14 protein-coding genes are annotated in these 20,237 nt (G+C 67.7%); 3 read left to right on the forward strand and 11 right to left on the reverse strand.

Annotation, left to right across the window (positions count from 1 at the left end; all coding sequences use genetic code 11):
* Nucleotides 1–27: 27 nt before the first annotated feature.
* The 6 genes from narI to ABEG17_RS16540 form a co-directional block, all read right to left on the reverse strand.
* A complete protein-coding gene (gene narI / locus ABEG17_RS16515; protein WP_406830568.1) occupies nt 28–756 on the reverse strand; it encodes a respiratory nitrate reductase subunit gamma in 729 nt (242 codons plus the stop codon).
* Nucleotides 753–1,463, reverse strand: coding sequence for a nitrate reductase molybdenum cofactor assembly chaperone (narJ, locus tag ABEG17_RS16520; protein WP_406830569.1), 711 nt, complete (start codon nt 1,461–1,463; stop codon nt 753–755). The genes narI and narJ overlap by 4 nt, the downstream gene beginning before the upstream one ends.
* Nucleotides 1,460–3,109 (reverse strand): nitrate reductase subunit beta, encoded by a 1,650-nt coding sequence (narH, locus tag ABEG17_RS16525; RefSeq protein ID WP_406830570.1) that lies wholly within the window; start codon nt 3,107–3,109, stop codon nt 1,460–1,462. Before narH ends, narJ begins: the two co-directional genes overlap by 4 nt.
* Complete coding sequence (locus tag ABEG17_RS16530; protein WP_406833225.1) at nt 3,109–6,825, reverse strand: nitrate reductase subunit alpha; 3,717 nt, start codon at nt 6,823–6,825, stop codon at nt 3,109–3,111. Before ABEG17_RS16530 ends, narH begins: the two co-directional genes overlap by 1 nt.
* 35 nt (nt 6,826–6,860) lie before the next feature.
* On the reverse strand, nt 6,861–8,027 hold the full coding sequence (locus ABEG17_RS16535; RefSeq protein WP_406830571.1) for an MFS transporter: 1,167 nt from the start codon (nt 8,025–8,027) through the stop codon (nt 6,861–6,863).
* 332 nt (nt 8,028–8,359) lie between these two features.
* Nucleotides 8,360–9,502, reverse strand: coding sequence for an acyltransferase (locus tag ABEG17_RS16540; protein WP_406830572.1), 1,143 nt, complete (start codon nt 9,500–9,502; stop codon nt 8,360–8,362).
* 261 nt (nt 9,503–9,763) lie between these two features.
* On the opposite strand from ABEG17_RS16540, the gene ABEG17_RS16545 reads away from it, so the two are divergent.
* Nucleotides 9,764–10,600 carry a pyruvate, water dikinase regulatory protein gene (locus ABEG17_RS16545; protein WP_406830573.1) on the forward strand — a complete coding sequence of 279 codons (837 nt, stop codon included), beginning with the start codon at nt 9,764–9,766 and terminating at the stop codon, nt 10,598–10,600.
* A complete protein-coding gene (gene ppsA / locus ABEG17_RS16550; protein WP_406830574.1) occupies nt 10,597–12,969 on the forward strand; it encodes a phosphoenolpyruvate synthase in 2,373 nt (790 codons plus the stop codon). Before ABEG17_RS16545 ends, ppsA begins: the two co-directional genes overlap by 4 nt.
* A 119-nt stretch (nt 12,970–13,088) precedes the next feature.
* Here the strand turns inward: ppsA and ABEG17_RS16555 are convergent, their stop codons facing one another.
* The 5 genes from ABEG17_RS16555 to ABEG17_RS16575 all read right to left on the reverse strand — a co-directional run bounded on the left by ABEG17_RS16555 (nt 13,089) and on the right by ABEG17_RS16575 (nt 19,102).
* A complete protein-coding gene (locus ABEG17_RS16555) occupies nt 13,089–13,628 on the reverse strand; it encodes a pyridoxamine 5'-phosphate oxidase family protein (protein WP_406830575.1) in 540 nt (179 codons plus the stop codon).
* A 98-nt stretch (nt 13,629–13,726) separates the two neighbouring features.
* A complete protein-coding gene (locus tag ABEG17_RS16560) occupies nt 13,727–15,430 on the reverse strand; it encodes a SulP family inorganic anion transporter (protein ID WP_406830576.1) in 1,704 nt (567 codons plus the stop codon).
* 99 nt (nt 15,431–15,529) lie between these two features.
* On the reverse strand, nt 15,530–16,906 hold the full coding sequence (locus tag ABEG17_RS16565; protein WP_406830577.1) for a glutamate decarboxylase: 1,377 nt from the start codon (nt 16,904–16,906) through the stop codon (nt 15,530–15,532).
* 65 nt (nt 16,907–16,971) lie between these two features.
* Entirely contained in the window at nt 16,972–17,673 is a 702-nt protein-coding gene (locus ABEG17_RS16570) for a hypothetical protein (protein WP_406830578.1), read from the reverse strand.
* Between the two features lie 70 nt (nt 17,674–17,743).
* Nucleotides 17,744–19,102: a chloride channel protein gene (locus tag ABEG17_RS16575; protein ID WP_406830579.1), complete on the reverse strand. Its 1,359-nt coding sequence runs from the start codon at nt 19,100–19,102 to the stop codon at nt 17,744–17,746.
* A 243-nt stretch (nt 19,103–19,345) separates the two neighbouring features.
* Between ABEG17_RS16575 and ABEG17_RS16580 the strand changes: the two genes are divergently transcribed.
* The gene (locus tag ABEG17_RS16580; protein ID WP_406833226.1) at nt 19,346–20,188 is read left to right on the forward strand and encodes a class II glutamine amidotransferase; all 843 of its coding nucleotides are present in this window, start codon (nt 19,346–19,348) and stop codon (nt 20,186–20,188) included.
* Nucleotides 20,189–20,237: the final 49 nt, after the last annotated feature.

Raw genomic sequence — 20,237 nt, forward strand, 5'->3', positions numbered from 1 at the left:
ACGTCGACGTGTCCCGCAGGTGGGTGATCAGCCGACGCGATCCCAGCCTCGCCGGTCCCGGTGGCTGCCGAGCTGGTCGTCGTCGCGGCTGCGGTAGACGATGTAGGGCCGGGTGAGGTAGCCGACTGGCGCACTGAACACGTGCACGAGCCGGGTGAAGGGCCACAGTGCGAAGAGCCCGAAGGCGACGAGCGCGTGCAGCTGGAAGCCCAGTGGTGCCCTTGCCATCAGGGACGCGTCAGGCTGGAAGGCCAGGAACGAGCGGTACCAGACCGACACGCCCTCGCGGTAGTTGTACTCGCCACCGATGGTCAGGATCGACCCGGCAACGGTGTTCCACATGCCCAGGACGATGACGACGGCCAGGAACGCGTACATCACCTTGTCCATCACGGTGGTCGCGGAGAACACCGGCCCCACGGTGCGGCGGCGATAGATGAGGATGACCATGCCCACCAGGGCCGCCAGCCCGGCGACGAGGCCTCCCGCCACGGCCACCACGTGGTAGCCGCGTTCACTGATCCCTACCGCCTTGGTCCAGGACTCCGGCACGAGGAGACCGATGATGTGGCCACCGACGACCCCGAGCATGCCGAAGTGGAACAGCGGGCTCCCGATCCGCAGCAGTCGGTTCTCGTAGAGCTGGGACGACCGGGTGGTCCAGCCGAACTTGTCGTAGCGGTAGCGCCACAGGTGTCCGACGACGAAGGTCGTCAGGCAGACGTAAGGAAAGATGACGAAGAAGAACACGCTCATGTCCGGGCTCCGGGGAACGAGGGCATGGGCAGCGGGATGGACCCGGCGACCTCGCCACTGGAGGCGCCGGGGCTGAACTGCGGGCTGGCGAACGGGGCGAGCCCGACCTCCTCCTCGGGTGGGCCATCTGCGGCCAGCCGTCGAACTGCGTCCCGCTCGTCGCCACGCAGCTTGGGCAGGGTGGTAGTGACCGCGTCGATGAGGTCGGCCCACGGAGAACCCATGTCGCGCAACGAGAGCCGCAACAGCTCCAGGCCGGCGCGGTGGTCGAGGAGCAGGTCCCGACCGCGGGCCTGGTCGACCGTGGCCGCGAACTCGAGGACGACGCAGAGGTGGTCAGGCAGCTCCGCGTCATCGAGCTCGAAACCTGCCTGCAGGTAGGTCTGCTTGAAGCGCAGCAGCGCCATCCCACGCTTGCGGGTGTCACCGTGCGCGAAGTACGTGAGGAACAGGTTGCACCGACGACGCGTGTCGAACGTCTCCACGTAGTCGGCCTGGAGCTCAGGCAGGGGTGTCTGCTCGACGTGGTCGAGGAAGGTCGTGAGGGAGTCGCGGATGACCGGGGACACGTCGCGCGATGCCGATCGGACGAGCGCGACCCGGCCCGGGAGCCGGTCGTCGGGGTAGTCGAGCAGGAGGGAGACCGACTGCCACACGATGGTCAGCTGGTCGGGGGGCAGCGTGGGAGCAGGTCTGCGGTCGCTCACGAGTCGGACCCGGTCGGCGGGAACATGCCGGGGGGTGAGCCCTTGCCGTCCCAGTTGAGCAGGTTGACGCGTCCCGCCTTGTTGACCGGTCCCGCAAGGGAGTCGGAGGTCTGCCGGGCCTGGAGCATCTGGAAGTTCTCGACCGCCACCGGAGTGGGCGTTCCGGACCCCTCGCCGAAGACGTCCTGCTGCCCGCCGCCGTAGTCCGAGACGGAGCACTCCGTCGACAGCTCCTCCAGGGAGTGCGCCAGCTCGGCATGCGCCGGTGGGATGACGTACCGCTCGTCGTACTTGGCGATCGCGAGGAGTCGGTACATGTCATACATCTGCTCCTCGGTCATCCCCACCGCGGCCGGGATGGACGCGTCCGGGTCGCGCCCCATGTTGATGTCGCGCATGTAGCAGCGCATGGCTGCGAGCTTCTTGAGCACCGCGTCGACGGGCCCGACGTCACCGGCGGTGAACAGCTCCGCGAGGTACTCGACCGGGATCCGGAGGGCGTCGATGGCAGCGAAGAGGTTGCCCGTGTCCTCGGCGTCCTCGCCGGTCTCGGCAACGACGTCGACCACCGGGGACAGCGGCGGGATGTACCAGACCATCGGCATGGTGCGGTACTCCGGGTGCAGGGGCAGGGCGACGCGAAAGGTGTTGATGAGGGCGTAGATGGGGGAGCGCTGGGCGGCGTCGACCCAGTCCCGGGCGATGCCCGCCCGCTCTGCCTCGCGCATCACCTCGGGGTCGAAGGGGTCCAGGAACACCTCTCGCTGGGCCTCGACGAGACCTTCGTCATCGGTGGTCGAGGCGGCCGCGAGGACCTTGTCCGCGTCGTAGAGCATCAGACCGATGTATCGCAGTCGCCCCACGCAGGTTTCCGCGCAGACGGTCGGCAGCCCGACCTCGATGCGCGGGAAGCAGAACGTGCACTTCTCGGCCTTGCCGGTGCGGTGGTTGAAGTAGATCTTCTTGTAGGGGCAACCAGAGACGCACTTGCGCCATCCACGACACTTCTCCTGGTCGACCAGGACGATGCCGTCCTCCTCGCGTTTGTAGATCGCGCCGCTGGGGCAGGACGCGGCACAGGACGGGTTGAGGCAGTGCTCGCAGATCCGGGGCAGGTAGAACATGAAGGTCTGCTCGAACTCGAACTTCACCTTGTCGGCGATCTTCTTGAGCATCGGGTCACGGTGGGCCGTGGCCGTCGACCCTCCGAGGTCGTCGTCCCAGTTGGCAGACCACTCGATCTTCATGTTCTTGCCGCTGATGAGGGACTTGGGTCGTGCGACCGGGGTGTGCTCCTGCGCCGGGGCGTCGGTCAGGGTGGAGTAGTCGTAGGTCCACGGCTCGTAGTACTCACCGATCGAGGGCAGGACGGGGTTGGAGAAGATCGTCATGAGGTTCTTCAGGCGCCCGCCCGCCTTGAGCTTCATCCGTCCGCGCTTGTCGAGCTCCCAGCCGCCCTTCCACTTCTCCTGGTCCTCGTAGGTGCGTGGATAGCCCAGACCCGGCCGGGTCTCGACGTTGTTGAACCAGATGTACTCGGTACCTGACCTGTTGGTCCACGCCTGCTTGCAGGTCACCGAGCAGGTGTGGCAACCGATGCACTTGTCGAGGTTCATCACCATCGCCATCTGGGCCATGACCTTCATCAGTACGTCACGTCCTGGCTGCGCTTGCGGATGATGGTGACCTCGTCGCGCTGGTTGCCGGTCGGGCCGAGGTAGTTGAACGCGAAGGTGAGCTGCGCATAGCCGCCGATCAGGTGGGAGGGCTTGACGAGCAACCGGGTCAGCGAGTTGTGGATGCCTCCGCGCTTGCCCGAGGTCTCTGCCAGCGGCACGTCGATCAGCCGGTCCTGGGCGTGGTACATGTACACGGTTCCTTCCGGCATGCGGTGCGACACGATCGCCCTGGCCACGACGACACCGTTGCGGTTGACCGCCTCGATCCAGTCGTTGTCCTTGATGCCGACCTTGACCGCGTCTCGGTCGCTCATCCAGATGTTCTGGCCTCCGCGCGACAGCGAGAGCATGAACAGGTTGTCCTGGTACTCGGAGTGGATCGACCACTTGTTGTGGGGTGTCAGGTAGCGCAGGGTCAGCCCCTCGACCTGGCCGTCGGACCCGTCCGACACCGTCCCCAACGCGGGCTCGGAAAACAGGGCTGCCATGTTCAGGGGTGGCCGGTAGACCGGGAGGCCTTCACCGAGTTCGGTCATCCAGTCGTGGTCGAGGTAGAAGTGCATCCGTCCCGTGAGGGTGTGCCATGGTTTCTTGCGCTCCACGTTGATGGTGAAGGGGGAGTATCGCCGTCCTCCGGTCTCGGAGCCGGACCACTCGGGAGACGTGATCACGGGGACCGGTGGCCCTTGCGTGTCCGCGAACGTGATCAGTTTTCCCTCGTGCTCGGCAGCGAGGTCTGCGAGCTGGACACCGGTGCGCTTCTCGAGGGTCCTGAAACCCTGGGTGGCCAGGTGTCCGTTCGTGGTCCCGGACAGGGCGAGGATCGCCTCGCAGACGTTGACGTCCTTCTTCAGGGAGGGCCGGCCGTCGGCCACACCGCCGCGGACGGCTCCGTTCTTGGCCCGGAGGTAGTCGACCTGCTTGCTGAGCTCGAAGGTGACGCCCTTGGTGGTCGCGCCGAGGGTGTCCACCAGGGGACCGAGGGCATTCATCTTCTCGAACACGGCGCCGTAGTCGCGTTCGACCTCGACCAGCCTGGGCATCGTGACGCCCGGGATCGGTTCGCAGTCGCCCTTCTTCCAGTCGCGCACGACGCCGTGCGGGTTGGCCATGGCGTCCGGGGTGTCGTGCGTCAGCGGCACCGCGACGACGTCCTTACGGACCCCCAGGTGCGTGCCTGCGAGCTCGCTGAACTTCTCGGCGATCGTCTGCCAGGCGTCCCAGTCGGTGCGGGTCTGCCATGGAGGTGCGATGGCCGGGTTGAACGAGTGCACGAAGGGATGCATGTCGGTCGTGTTGAGGTCGTGCTTCTCGTACCAGGTCGCGGCAGGGAGGACGACGTCGGAGAAGATCGTGGTGCTGGTCTGGCGGAAGTCGATCGTCATCAGCAGGTCGAGCTTGCCCTCGGGTGCCGTGTCGCGCCACGTCACGTCGACAGGGCGTTGGTCCACTGGTGTCTCGGTGGCGCGTACCGAGGAGTCGGTGCCCAACAGGTGCTTGAGGAAGTACTCGTTTCCCTTGCCAGAGGAGCCCAACAGGTTGGCGCGCCAGATCGACAGGATGCGGGGGTAGTTGCCGGGTGCGTCGGGATCCTCGCCGGCGAACTCAAGGTCGCCGGACTTGAGCTGGTCGACGACGTACTCGCCGAGCGGCTTTCCGGCGGCGGCGGCGTCGTCGCTCAGGTCGAGGGGGTTGCGGTCGAACGTGGGGTAGGAGGGCATCCAGCCCATGCGCGCGCTCTGCGCGATGACGTCGGCGGTGGACTTGCCAGCGAGCTGCCCCTTGCCGGTGGTGGCCGAGAGGGTGTCGGCGCCGAACTGGTCGTAGCGGAACTGGTTGGTGTGCAGGTACCAGTACGCGGTCTGGATCATGTTGCGGGGAGGGCGGTTCCAGTCCAACGCGTTGGCGATCTGGGTGTAGCCGGTGATCGGGCGGACCTTCTCCTGGCCGACGTAGTGCGCCCAGCCGCCGCCGTTGACGCCTTGGCAGCCCGTGAGGTTGGTCAGGGTGAGGAAGGCGCGGTAGATCGTGTCGGAGTGGAACCAGTGGTTGGTGCCCGCGCCCATGACGATCATCGAGCGGCCCTTGGACTCCTCGGCGTTCTGGGCGAACTCGCGCCCGATCCGTGCGGCCGTGGATGCCGGAACGCCGGTGATCTTCTCCTGCCAGGCAGGGGTGTATGGCGCGGACGCGTCGCCATACCCCCTGTCGTCCCCGGTCGGCCACGCTCCGGGCAGCGGCTGGCCCTGGAAGGTGCGGCCCACCCCGTACTGGGCGAGGAGCAGGTCGAAGACGGTGGTGACCAGGTGGCCGTCCACGCGACGCACGGGGACGCCGCGCGGGAGGTCGGCGGCAGCGCCGTCGGCGGTGTCGAACCGTGGCATACGGACCACGACCGACTCGGTGGCGGAGTCGAGGAGCGACAGATGGGGGTCGACGTCCCCGAGGTCGAGGTTCCAGGACCCGATGCCGCTCTCGCCGTAGCGGTGGCCGAGGGAGCCGTTGGGTATGACGGCCTGGTCGGTGACCGAGTCGAGGAGGACGGTCCTGAAGGCTGCGTTCTCCTCCGCGGCGTGGGCCGGGAGGTCGGCTGCCGTGAGGAACTTGCCAGCGGTGTACTCCCCGTCGGCCGATTCCTCGAGCCGCACGAGGTGGGGCAGGTCGGTGTAGGTCTTGACGTACTGGGTGAAGTAGGGCGTCTGCCGGTCGACGAAGAACTCCCTGAGGACGACGTGGCCCATCGCCATGGCGAGCGCACCGTCCGTACCCGGTCGGGCCGCCAGCCACTCGTCGGCGAACTTCACGTTGTCGGCGTAGTCGGGGGCCACCGCGATCACCTTCTGGCCGCGGTAGCGGGCCTCGGTCATCCAGTGCGCGTCCGGCGTCCGGGTCACCGGGAGGTTGGAACCCCACATGATCAGGTAGCCGGCGTTCCACCAGTCACCGGACTCGGGGACGTCGGTCTGGTCTCCGAAGACCTGGGGTGAGGCGACGGGCAGGTCGGCGTACCAGTCGTAGAAGCTCAGCATCGAGCCGCCGATGAGGTTGACGAACCGTGCGCCTGACGCGTGGGAGACCATCGACATGGCAGGGATGGGGGAGAAGCCTGCGACGCGGTCGGGCCCGTACTTCTTGATCGTGTGGACGTGCGCGGCGGCGATGATCTCGCTCGCTTCGTCCCAGGTGGCCCGGACGAGTCCGCCCTTGCCACGGGCGGACTTGTAGGCCTTGGCGCGCAACGGGTTCTCGACGATGTGCTCCCAAGCCTTGACCGGGTCGCCGTCGTGCTGGGCCTTGGCCTCCCGGAACATCTGGAGCAGTACGCCGCGGACGTAGGGGTAGCGCACACGGGTCGGTGAGTAGGTGTACCAGGAGAACGCCGCCCCTCGAGGGCAGCCGCGCGGTTCGTACTCGGGGGAGTCCGGACCGACGGAGGGGTAGTCGGTCTGCTGGGTCTCCCAGGTGATGATCCCGTCCTTGACGTACACCTTCCACGAGCAGGAGCCCGTGCAGTTCACGCCGTGGGTGGACCGCACCACCTTGTCGTGGCTCCACCGGTCCCGGTAGAAGTCATCGGCCTGGCGACCACCCGCCTGGGAGATGGTGCGCAGGTCGGCGGAGACGGTCCCGCGGGTGAAGAACCTCCTGCTGCGGACGAGGGCCCCCAGCAGCGGGCCGTCCATGCCGATGTCGGGCGTGGAGTTCTTCCGCGGAGGGCTCAACGCGCTTCCTGTCCTTGGGCGGCTGTTCGTCGGACGACGGTGACGGTGAGAAGCAGGGCGAGGGCGGCTGTGGCGCAGAGCATCCACAAGCCGATGGCGTAGGACTCTGTGCGACCGTACACGTAGCCCATGACCAGGGGCGGTACGAAGCCGCCCAGGCCGCCGGCAGCTCCAACGAGTCCGGTGACGCCGCCGACGCGGGACGGTTCGGTGACCTTGGCGATGAGGGCGAAGGTGGCCCCGCTGCCGGATCCGAGTGCGGCGGCCATGGCGAGGAAGGCGACGGTGCCGACGCCCCGCAGGGGCGGGGTCCCCGCCGAGATGCCTGCGCACACCACGACCACGCCGAAACCGGCCGCGAGCACCGGGATCGCCCCCACCTTGTCGGCGAGCCAACCCCCGACCGGGCGCATGACGACCGCGACGAGCACGAAGCCCGCCATTCGGCTGGCGGCGTTGTCGGGGGTGAGGTGGTGGGCGGTCTTGAGGTATGCGGGGAGGTAGACCGAGAACGCCACGTACCCACCGAACGCGACCGCATACAGGAGGCATGCCTGCCAGGTGATCGGGAGCCGGGCGTTCGCGGAGATCCGTGAGGCAAGGGAGGTGGTGGGCACGGCCCTGCCTGGGGCGTCACGCAGGATCACCCAGGCAGCGACGGCATACGCCGCCAGCACGGCGGCCGTGATGAGGAAGGGAGACCTCGCACCGAGGTGGGCCGTGAGCTTGACCGTGGTCAGGGCGCTGATGGCCGTTCCGCCCATGCCGGCGCCGAAGACGCCAATGGCGAGGCCGCGCTTCTCGGGTGGGAACCACGCGTTGACGAAGGGGACGCCCACGGCGAACGCCGTGCCTGCGATCCCGAGGAAGAAACCGCCGAGGAGGAGCAGTGCGTACGACTCGAGCGCGAAGAAGGCGATGAACAGGATGGGCAGGATCGTCACGCCCGAGACGATGGGGAACATCACCCGGCCGCCGTACCGGTCGGTCAAGCCGCCGACGACGATGCGTCCCAGCGAGCCCACCACGACAGGCACGGCCACCAGCAGCGCGACGTCGGACTCGCTGAGCTCACCGAGTGATCCGGTCGTCCGGAAGAGTGGACCCAAGGGGCTGATGAGCGCCCAGGCCCAGAAGTTGACGGCGAAACCCACGGTTGCCATCACCAGCATCACCCAAGGTGACGAGGTCCCTGTGTAGGACGGCTGCCCAGGGGCCGGGGGAGCGGTGATCTGCGTCCCGGCAATCGAGCGCGACTCACTCGCTTCGATGTCAGCACCAAATGGTGCGGTGACGTCCTTCGCCATGTCTGGTCTCCTGGTCTCCGACCGCGGCAGGCGCCACGCGGAACGAAGTAGAGGCGAAGTCTCTGGGCGTGACTAGTGCCAAAGGTCCCTTGTGTCGCGTCGCGGACGAATCTTTGCGCTGGGAAGAACTGGGTCGCACGGACGATCGAGTAGGGAATGCCCGACGTGGTGATGAGGTCTTCCTGGGCTCAGATGACTCGGGAGACACCCGGAAGCCGCACCAACAGGGAACCGATCGCGAAGGAGCCGAGCACACCGAGCACGCTCACCGTGACGTACTTCGGCTCGGGGGCCCATGGCACGTGGTGACTCGCCAGGACCAGCCCCACGAGGACGACTTGGTGGACGATGAACGCTGCGAAGGCGGCCCGGCTCATCTCGCGCGCCAGCGGACCCTGGTGGTTGAAGCGGCGACGGAACAGGTCCAGCAGCCACAGCGGGACCGTCACGACGAGCGTTGCTTCCAGGGCCGCCACCACCAGTGACTGCCATGTGCCGCCACCGCCAAAGTCGTCGATGTTCGCTCCGAGCGCGCTGGCCAGCCCGATGACGACGACGCACCCGGCCAGCGCGCCCCACGCGACGTGGCGTCCGTTGCGGGCCATCGTCGCCTCGATCGGGTCGAACCAGCCGCGTTCACCAGCCAGCGCACCGAGGGTGAAACCCACCACCCACGCCGGTGCCTGGCCGAGCGCCATGTGCCAGCGCTCCTGCCCGAGGGGAATGGCAAACCGCAAGGCGTAGGAGGCGAGTGCGACTACTGCGCCCGCGGTCACCAGGTAGCGGGCTCGCAAGGGAGTCGGGTGGCTTGTCCGTGCAGGCAAGAGGGTTCGCGTGACCGCGTACACCACGGACAGCAGCAGGAGAACGCCGAGGAACCACGTCGGGCCCGGCACCGGGGGCCACCAGGTGTGCACGGCGAAGGCGCCGAAGCCCTTGGCCCAGCCCGCGTTCTCCGGGTCGACGTACTCGACGATCGGACTCAGCACCACCGCGAAGAACACCATCGGAGCCCCGAGCCGGATCGCCCGGTCAGCGAGGAACCGGCCCAGCCCCTTTCGGGCAAGGGACCTCGGAGTGAACACCCCGGCGATGAGAAAGAAGAGGGCCATCCCGAACAGCGAGCCGATCACCGCCAGCAAGGTGGCGACGCTCAGCATCGGTTCACCGACAGGTGGCTCGTCAAAGACCCACGTTCCCAGGCCGGTCCACGCCATCGTCACGTGAGCCACGATGACCCCCACCACGAGGCAGACCTTGAGGTTGTCGGCGTCGGGAGAGCGGGGCCTCACGGACGGCGTCGTGGTGGCCCGCTGGCGAGGAACGGTCATCGGAGTTCCTCCCCTCTGTGATGCGATCAGCGGACCATGGTGGGCGTGGACGCGGCAGGGACGAAGGTCACCGTGGACGCGCTGATGGGTCCGTGTCTCGGTCGACTCCTTGGAGCAGCTGAGCAGCCTTGATCTCGATCTGGGCCTCGTCGGGCGGCGACAGGCGTCCGGACCTCACCGGTCACCACCCGGACAGGCACGGCATGATGTCCTGCAACGGCCGCATGGCACGGTCATCGACCGTCGCCGGAAAGGAGCGCAATGGAGCGTGCACCGGTCCCGGTGTTCTTCCTGTCAGACAGCACAGGGATCAGCGCGGAGACGATGGGCAACGCCCTCCTCATCCAGTTCCCGGACATGGTGTTCGAACGTCGGCTGATCCCGTTCATCGCCACTGCCGATGAGGCGCGCAAGGTCGTGGCCATCCTCGACAAGGCCATGGACGGACCCGTGACGCCGCTGGCCTTCACCACCGCTGCCACCGACGAGGTCCGTGAGGTCCTGCGCACCTCCCGCGTCCCCATCATCGACTTCTTCGAGATGCACATGAAGAAGGTGGAGTCGATCCTCGGTGCGTCCGGGGCTCGGGTCGCTGCAAGGCTCCACGGGGTGGGTGACATCAAGCGGTACAACTCACGTATGCAGGCGATCGAGTTCGCCATCGAGCACGACGACGGGCAGAGCCTGCGCGCACTGGACCGGGCCGAGGTCATCCTCATCGCACCGTCGCGCTGCGGGAAGACGCCCACGACGATGTACCTCGCGCTGCAGCACGGCGTCTTCGTGGCGAACTACCCCCTCCTCGACGAGGACCTGGAGACGACGAAGCTGCCCCGTCCCATCGCCGAGCTCGGCGACCGGTGCTTCGGCCTCATCGCCACACCCGCCCGCCTGAGCGAGGTGCGCCAGCAACGGCGACCGAACTCTCCCTACGCGTCGCTGGAGCAGTGCACCAAGGAGCTCCGGCGAGCAGACGCGCTCTACAAGGCCAACGGCATACCGGTCATCAACTCCACCACCCGCTCGGTGGAGGAGATGTCCACCCTCATCCTGCAGACCCTCGGATCCCGCCCCGCCATCGAAGGAAGTCGCCCATGACGAACGTGCTGTGGTTCTCCACCCTCGGAATGAAGGACATCGACCAGGTGGGCGGCAAGAACGCGTCACTCGGGGAGATGGTGAGCAACCTGTCGGAGGCGGGGGTGCGCGTTCCCGACGGGTTCGCGACGACGGCGGACTCCTACCGCCGGTTCATCGCGCAGAAGGGACTGGCGCAGACGATCGTCGAGCTGATGTCCGGCCTGGACAGCGAGGACGTCATCGCGCTGGCCGACGTGGGCCAGAAGGTGCGCGCGGCGATCATCGAGCAGGCGCTGCCCGAGGACGTGGAGGCCGACATCCGCGCGGCGTACGACCAGCTCGTGTCCGAGAACGACGAGGCCTCGTTCGCCGTCCGGTCGAGCGCCACTGCCGAGGACCTCCCCGACGCCTCGTTCGCCGGCCAGCAGGAGACGTTCCTCAACATCCGCGGGATCGACGCCGTCCTCCAGGCCGTCAAGGAGGTGTATGCGTCGCTGTACAACGACCGCGCCATCGCCTACCGCGTCCACCACGGGTTCGAGCACGAGGACGTCGCGCTCTCCGCGGGCGTGCAACGCATGGTGCGCTCCGATGTCGGTGCCTCGGGCGTGATGTTCACGATGGACACCGAGTCCGGCTTCGACGACGCGGTCTTCATCACGTCCTCCTACGGGCTGGGAGAGGCGGTCGTGCAGGGCGCGGTCAACCCCGACGAGTTCTACGTCTACAAGCCCGGCCTGCGCGCCGGACGCCCGGCGATCCTGAAGCGAGGGGTGGGGGGCAAGGCGACGAAGATGGTCTACACCTCCGACGCGGCCGTGGGGCGCACGACGGAGTTCGTCGACGTGGACCCGGCCGACCAGCCGTTGCTCAGCCTCACCGACGCCGAGGTCGAGGAGCTGGCGCGGCACGCGTTGGTCATCGAGGACCACTACGGCCGGCCGATGGACATCGAGTGGGGCAAGGACGGCACCGACGACCAGCTCTACATCCTCCAGGCCCGCCCCGAAACGGTGAAGTCCCGCCAGTCGGCGACGACGATCTCGCGCTACCGCATCAACGAGAAGGGGCCGCTGCTGGTCGAGGGACGAGCGATCGGGCAGAAGGTCGGCGCCGGCGCGGTCCGGGTGCTGAAGTCCGCCGACCAGATGCGCGACTTCAACGCGGGGGAGGTGCTCGTCGCCGACATGACCGACCCCGACTGGGAGCCGATCATGAAGCGGGCCAGTGCGATCGTGACGAACCGGGGTGGCCGCACCTGCCACGCGGCGATCATCGCCCGCGAGCTCGGCATCCCTGCTGTCGTCGGAGCAGGCAACGCCACGCAGGAGCTCGCAGACGGCCGCGAGGTCACCGTCTCGTGCGCCGAGGGCGACACCGGGTACGTCTACGAAGGGCTGCTCGACTTCGCCGTCGAGGAGACCGACATGCAGGCCATGCCGCAGATCCCCGTCGGGATCATGATGAACGTCGGCACCCCGGACCAGGCATTCTCCTTCTCCCGCCTGCCGAACGAGGGCGTGGGGCTGGCGCGTCTGGAGTTCATCATCAACCGCCAGATCGGGATCCACCCCAAGGCCCTGCTCGACCACGAGCAGCTCACCGGGGAGGTGCGGGACAAGGTGGACGCCGCGGTCGCGCCATACGCCTCACCTCGGGAGTACTTCGTGCAGCGTGTTGCCGAGGGCGTGGCGACCATCGCGGCGGCGTTCGCTCCCAAGCCCGTCATCGTGCGGATGTCGGACTTCAAGTCCAACGAGTACGCCAACCTCGTCGGCGGCGAGCTGTACGAACCGCACGAGGAGAACCCGATGATCGGGTACCGCGGCGCCTCCCGGTACCTCTCCGAGGAGTTCCGAGAGTGCTTCGCGATGGAGTGCGAAGCACTGCGCTTCGTCCGCGACGACATGGGGCTGACCAACGTGAAGGTGATGATCCCGTTCGTCCGCACCGTCACCGAGGCCGAGGGCGTCATCAACCTGTTGGGGGAGAATGGACTTCGTCGCGGTGAGAACGACCTGTCGGTGATCATGATGTGCGAGCTGCCGTCGAACGCCGTCATCGCCGACCAGTTCCTCGACCACTTCGACGGGTTCTCGATCGGCTCGAACGACATGACGCAGCTGACGCTCGGCCTCGACCGTGACTCCAGCCTCGTGGCAGCAGGCTTCGACGAGCGCGACCCGGCGGTGAAGTTCATGCTCTGCACGGCAATCGCGGCGTGCAAGGCCCGCGGCAAGTACGTGGGTATCTGCGGGCAGGGGCCCAGCGACCACCCCGACCTCGCCGAGTGGCTGCTGGAGCAGGGCATCGACACGATGTCGCTCAACCCCGACACCGTCGTCGAGACCTGGACCCGGCTCGGGCGCCTCAAAGCCAACGGTTGAGCCAGCCTGCCTGACGCATCGTTGGCGAAGCCGCCCTCGATCTGCGGCAGCAGAGTCACAAGGCCAGCGAGCGTCTGCGTGAACGCCTCCGGCCGTTCTCTGCCGTGGCCGATCAGAGGCTATTCGGCATGTCCCTGGGGAGACCCTGACAGGAGCCTCGACACGTCGGGGGCGAACACCGTCATCCAATGCGGTTGCAAGCGGTAGTAGGTCACCTCGTGCTCCCAGTCGAAGGCGTCGGCGCCGTAGAAGTCCTGCAAGTAGGCGAGCAGCTCGGACCAGTCTGCCGCGGGCTCGCCGTCCGCTGGGTTCAGGGGCTGAACGGTGCCGTGAGTGAACACGCCAAGATCCTCGCCGCGCATGTGGGCGACGCTGGCGCTGGGGCGGGCTGAGAGGTGGCGGGCCTTGGCCGCGGTGCGCGCGGTGCCGAAGTGCCACGCGCCGTGGAGGAAGTGACCGTCGACGCCGCTGATCCGTGGCTCACCCTTCGCGGTCACCGTGGACAGCGCCAGCGTGCACATCCCGGAGAGGACCTGCGTCAGCTGGTCGGCGGTCATGGTGCGCTCGTTGACGATGGAACGAAGGTGGGGGGTGGAGCGCGCCAAGGAGTCGTCCAAGAGTGACTGCAGCGCTGCCAGTTCCTCTGGGGTCTCCCACACGTCAGGACCGTAACCCCGCGCACCGTCCGTCGTCGAGGGGTTCCAGCGCGCCGTGACCGACTCTGGTCATGTCGTATGGCGCTTCCGCACCCGAGGTTCTACCGGTGGAGCTGCTCCTCGACGGCGCGGTCGACGTTGCCGTGGATGTGTGACGTGCCGAGACGTTCGATCGTGCCCTCCCGCTGCAGGGTCGCGCGGACCTCGGGCTTCACCCGCGCCAGCCGGAGCGTGACCTCCGCCTGACGGCACAGCACCAGGAGGTCGTCGATGGCTGCCGATCCCTGTGAGTCCAGGAAGTTCATGCCTTCGCAGTCGAGAACCACGCAGGCGGGTTTCGAGGACTGGATCAGCGTCCGGATCCAGTCCTCCAGGGCATCCGCGGTGGCAAAGAAGAGCCCGCCGTCGAACCGGACGACGACGACGCCTGCCACCTGCTCGTCGTCCGGGTTCTCGACCACGTCGCGAAACACCTGGGTGCCCGGTTCGCGGCCAAGGATGGCGATGTGTGGGTGGGTCGCCACCGCGACGAGCCAGATCAGGGACAACCCGATCCCGACGATGACGCCAGCGAGCACTCCGAACGCGAGGGTTCCGACGATCGCCGCAACGGCGACCCAGAAGTCGAACCGCTGGACCCGGTAGATCCTCCGCATCTCGGGCACGTTCATCATGCCCATCACGACGGCTTCGATGATCAGCGCGGCAAGGACCGGCTTCGGCAGCTGGGAGAACAGGGGAGCGAGGAACAGCAGGGTGAGCAGCACGGTGGCGCCGGAGGTGATCGACGCCAGTCCGGTCTTGGCCCCCGAATGATCGTTGAGCGAGCTGGCCGAGAGGCTGGTCGACACCGGCATGCCGTGGAGGACGCCCGAACCGATGTTGGCAGCCGCCTGGGCGACGGACTCCTGGTCGACGTCGATCTGGTATCGGTGCTTGGCCGAGAACGCCCGCGCGTCACCGGCGGTCTGCGAGAAGCCGATCAACATCAAGGCGAGCGCGGCCAGGATGGCGGTGCCAGCGTGGTCCAGCATGAGCGACACGTTGGGGATCTCGAACGACGGGAGGCCGCTCGGAACGTCTCCGACCAGAGCGACGCCGCGGGCGCCGAAGTCGAACAGGTAGGACGTGAGGAGCCCACCGACGACGAGGACCAGCGCGCCGGGAACTCGCGGCGCCACCACTCGGAGGCCGAACACCACGACGAGTGCCACGACTCCGACGATGACGGTGGCAGTGTGCGTCTCGCCCAGTGACCCCAGCCACGAACGCAGCTCCTGGAACGAGTTCGATCCGGAGGTGTCCGTGCCGGTGAGCTTGGGGAGCTCTCCGATGACCACGTCGATCGCGGCACCGAACAGGAACCCGGTCACCACTGCCCGGGAGAGGAACTGGGCGAGCCACCCCATCCGAAGCACGGCGAGGAGCAGGAACAGCAGACCGGAGACGAGGGTGGTGCCCGCCACGAACGACGCGATGTCACCCGGTTCGGTGAGCCCGGCGGTCGCCACGGCGCTCGACGCCACAGCCGCAAGACCGGAGCTCGGACCCATCGAGATCTGCCGACACGTGCCGAAGATCGCGTACAGGATCGCGCCGGCTGCGGCTGCATAGAGGCCGTTCTGCAGAGGGACGCCGGCGATACCCGCATACCCCAGGTTCTTCGGCACGATGAGCGCGGCCACCGTCACTCCGGCGATCAGGTCACCCCGAAGCCAGCTCCGGTCATAGGTCCTCATCCACCCTGCGATGGGCAACAGGCGGACAAACCGCCCGGTCGTCTTCCCAGACGGTGCGGTGCTCATCGCGGTGACCGATCGGGACGTCGCAAGGTGGGTCCTCCTCACATGATGTCTCCAAGACTGGCCTGTGAAGGGTCGCCGTAGATCACCCGTCTCGGGTGTTCAGTGCCCGGGACCCGTGACCATCCTGGCTCGTTCCGACTCGTGCGCCCTCCCCTTGGCGGCGAGCGTCGTGCAGGCCTGCTCGATGTCGCGGGCCAGCGTGTCGACGTGCTCGCGGCTCATCGACTCCTTGACCAGGGCGCGCATGATCGTGATGTCCTGTGCGTCAGGGGGAAGCGTGTACGCAGGGACCATCCAGCCACGCTCGGCCGAGAGCTGCCAGGCGATGTCGAACTCGTCGTAGTCCTGGGTGCCCGACAGCAGGAAGGCCACGAGCGGGAGCTGCTCCTCGTCCCGTCCGATCAGCTCGAAACGCCCGGTCTGCTCGAGCAGGTCGCCCAGCTTCCGAGCGTTCTCCTGCATGTTGCGCATGATGTAGGTGTAGCCCTCGCGGCCGAAACGGACGAGGTTGTAGTACTGCGCCAGCACCATGGCCGACCCCGTGGAGAAGTTGAGGGTGAAGGTCGAGTCGGTCTTGCCGAGGTAGTTCTCCTTGAAGACGAGATCCGGTGCCAGGTCTGCGACTTCGCGGAAGACCAGCCAGCCGATCCCCGGGTAGACCAGGCCGAACTTGTGTCCCGAGACGTTGATCGAGCGCACCTGTTCGAGCCGGAAGTCCCACGGCGAGTCCGGATACAGGAACGGCCACACGAAGCCACCACTGGCGGCGTCGACGTGCAGTGGCACGTCGAGGCCGCGCTCCTGCTTGATCTGGACGAGCAGGTCGTTGATGCCGACGATGTCGTCCTTGTGCCCGGTGAAGGTCGTGCCGAGCACGGCCGCCACCCCGATGGTGTTCTCGTCGACGTGCGGCGCCACGTCCTCCGGACCGATGGTGTACTTCCCCGGCTGGAGGGGGACGATCCGCGGTTCGACGTCGAAGTAGCGGCAGAACTTCTCCCAGACGACGTGCACGTCGCCGCCGAAAACCAGGTTCGGACGCTCGGTGGAGCCGCCCTCGGCCTGCCGGCGGGTGCGCCAGTTCCACTTCAGCGACAAGCCGCCGAGCATGATCGCCTCGGACGATCCCTGGGTCCGTGCCCCGGTGGTGGCGCCAGGGGCATGGAACAGGTCGGCGAGCATCCGTATGCAGCGCTGCTCGATCTCGGCCGTGCGCGGGTACTCCGCGTGGTCGATGAAGTTGCGGTGCAGGTTCTCGGCGATGATCCGCTGTGCCTCCGGCTCCATCCAGGTGGTGACGAAGGTGGCGAGGTTGCGGCCGGGGTCGCCCTCGAGGGCAAGGTCCTCGGACACGAGCCGCATGGCGTCGACGGCGGTCATCCCCGCAGCCGGGAACTCCCTGCTGGGCACCTCCTGGGTGATGAAGCGGTTGCCGTACAACGCTGCGACGGCGGTGATCTCGGGCGGGGTGGTCATGCGCTTCTCCTTGGGGTGACGAGGTGTTGGAGTCGGTGACGCTGGGAGTGTGTGGGGCGTCGGAGTCAGTGGGGCGTCGTGGTCGCGGCGGGGGCGAGCGAGCGGCGCCAGGCGGGCAGCATCAGCGCGGCTCCTGCGAGGAAGCACAGGGCGCCGGTGAGGGTGCCGACGACCGCCAGGCGCGCACTCAGCAAGGCGTCGGTGCTCGGGACCAGGTAGCTGGCGATGGCCGAGGCCATGAAGAGGACGGAGCCGGCCATGTTGAGCCAGGCGATCCGCCACGGGAACGACTTGGGCTGGACGCTGAAGAACCGGTGGGACACTGCGAGGACGGCCACCGCGCTCGACACGAGGAAGAGCACCGACCCGTAGATGTCTGGGCGCCACACGTACCGGTTCGACTCCGCGGCCGTCGCGTTGTGTGCCAGTGCGGCGGTGGTGCTGATGTTGAAGAACAGCGTGCCCGGGAACTGGATGGCTGCAGCCAACCAGCCGCGGTCGTGGGGTGCCCACCCCAAGAGGTGCACGGGCGCAGGCTGGTGTTGGGTCACCGTGTCGACGGCGGTGGTCGCGGGGGACTGCGCCTGGACGAGCTGGCCGTAGGAGGCGCTCGTGAAGAAGACCGACCCGACGACGTAGGTGACGCCGTCAGCCCATCCACCGACCGCGTTGAGGTAGGCCGGCACCGAACCCACCACGAAGCACGCCGATCCGGCCATGAAGAGCCAGGCGACGGTCGCGTTGAGGCGTTCGGGTCTCATGCTCATCCGGCTGGCTTCCTCCGCGCGGGAGTCGAAGGTTCCACCATCGACCGACCCTGGTCCGCGCGGCTCACTCTCAAGGGGTGACTTCGGGGTCCGCGCCAGGGCCGGGATCCCGACGGGCGCCTGGCGCCCGGAGCACGGCCGAGACGACGAACGACACGACCACCGCGACGACCACCTCGGGGACGACCGTCAGGCCGTCGGTGCCCATCAACAGGGTCGCGAGGAGGACCGAGGTGAGGGGCAGCCGAAGCATGGCGCAGCACATCGCGCCGATGCCTGTGCCGATGGCGGCTGCGAGCTCCATACCGGGAAGGCCGCTGACGGCGATGCCGAGCACCGCCCCGATGAACATCGCGGGGAAGACCGGCCCACCGCGGAAAGCGCTCAGTGACAGACCGTAGGCAAGGGCCTTGAGCGCCCCGAGCAGGAGGAGGACGCCGACGGGGTAGGTCGCTGCGTCCGCCACGAGGGACGGCAGCGCGGTCTGCCCGGAGAGCAGCACCTGCTCGGCGCCGCGTCCGGTGATGAGCTGGTATGCGGTGGCGCACAACCCGATCAGCAGACCCAGGGCCACTGTCGCCGGCACCCGGTTGCGGTGGACGAGGGGCCGTATCGACAGCCCGATCCACCGCACGGCCCAACCGAGCAGCGCGCCGAGGATGCCGACCGGCACGGCCCACAGCAGTGACGCGATCGTCGGCTGGGCCCCGGGAGGCACCGTGGTCAGGGCGAGCGAGAAGGTGCCCAGTCCGGTCCAGGCATCCAAGCCGACGAAGACGAGTGCGCCGATGCCGGACGCCAGCAGGCCCGGCAGCGCGACGAGACTCAGTGTTGCGCCGGCGATGCCGGCCGCCTCCATGATGAGGAAGGCACCGAGCAACGGCGAGCCGAGCAGGGTGCTCACGGCGGCGAAGCTGCCGGCGGACGCCATGATCGTCACCGCCATCGGCGGCGCGTCCTTCTTGGCCAGGCGGACCGTGAGGGCCGCCAGGCCGCCCCCGATGGCGATGAGCGGCGCCTCCGGTCCGAGGACCGCCCCGAGGCCGAGCGTGGCCAGCGCGGCGAGCGCGATGCCCGGGAGGTCCTTGCCGCGCGCGGGCCCCGAACCAGTCTGGAACCCCAGCGCAGGGGAGTGACCCGCCGTGCCTGGCAGATGACGGATCGTCAGTGCCACCAGCAGCCCGCTGAGCATGAGCAACGGTATGGGCCACCACGCCGGCGTGGCCTCCCCGAAGAGGTGAGAGGGGAGCTTGTCGAAGAGGTACTTCTGGATCGCCGCGACGAGGCCGAGGAAGCCATAGGCGACGGCCGAGACGGGGATGCCCAGCAGCGCAGCGAGCACCAGGGCGGAGAGGTAGGCCCTGGAGCGGACGATGCTCGCCGGGTCCAGTCCACCTGGTGCGCCGGACGGCGCACTCGTGTCAGTCACCTGCCCTGCCTGCTCACGCGAGCCAGGGAGCCATGGTTGAGACCTTTCGCGCAGTGGAGCCGACCTGTCCGCGCCCAGCCTCCCGGGGCGCCGAGCACCACGGACAGGGCCCAAGGTCCCCCCGCACAAGTGACCTTGTCCTCTGGCCTGCGTTGGCCCGCACGGTGTGACGTGGTCATCGCAGGCCAGCCGGCGAGTCACTGGTCACTCACTGGTCACAGAGACGGACGTAGGAGGTTTCAGATGTGTCGATGGTTGGCCTATTCGGGCTCACCGGTCCTCGTGGAGGATCTGCTCTACAAGCCGGAGCACTCCTTGATCGTGCAGAGCATGCACTCCACGATGGGTGCGGAAGCCACGAACGGCGATGGTTTTGGCATTGGCTGGTACGGGTCCCCGCAGACGCCGGGGATCTTCCGGAGCATCGAGCCGGCGTGGAACGACCGCAACCTTCGGGACCTGTCGGCTCACATCTCCTCGCCGCGGGTGTTCGCCCACATCCGCGCTGCGATCGGCTCTCCCGTGCAGCAGACGAACTGTCATCCGTTCCGACAAGGGCGCTGGTTGTGGATGCACAACGGGTTCATCGACGGGTTCCACGCGATGAAACGCGACCTCGCGCTTGCGGTGGACCCGGACCGCTATGCCGACATCGAAGGCACGACGGACTCAGAGCTGCTCTTCTTCCTCGCGCTGTCCTTCGGTCTGGAGGATGACCCGCAGGCCGCAGTGGCCCGAGCCGTGGGTCTCGTGGAAGAGGTGGCGGAGCGGCACCACGTCCAATTCCCTGTGCAGGGCACGTTTGCCACCACCGACGGCGCGACCACGTGGGCGTTTCGCTACTCGAGCGACGGACGGTCACGGTCGCTGTTCCACAGCACCGACGTCTCCATGCTCAAGCACCAGTATCCGGAGAACCCCGCTCTTCACGAGCTGTCCGACGACGCGCGCCTCGTCGTCTCCGAGCCCTTGGGGGAGCTGCGCGGCGCCTGGCGTGAGGTGCCGGAGTCCAGCTGTGTGGCGATCCATGGCGGTGAGGAGAAGGTCAGCCCGTTCACGCCGATGACACGGGCGGGCACCAGGTGATCGAGCGCCGGTGATCGGTGATCGGTGATCGGTGATCCGTGATCGGTGA

Source organism: Pedococcus sp. KACC 23699, assembly GCF_045348425.1.
Lineage (GTDB): Bacteria > Actinomycetota > Actinomycetes > Actinomycetales > Dermatophilaceae > Pedococcus.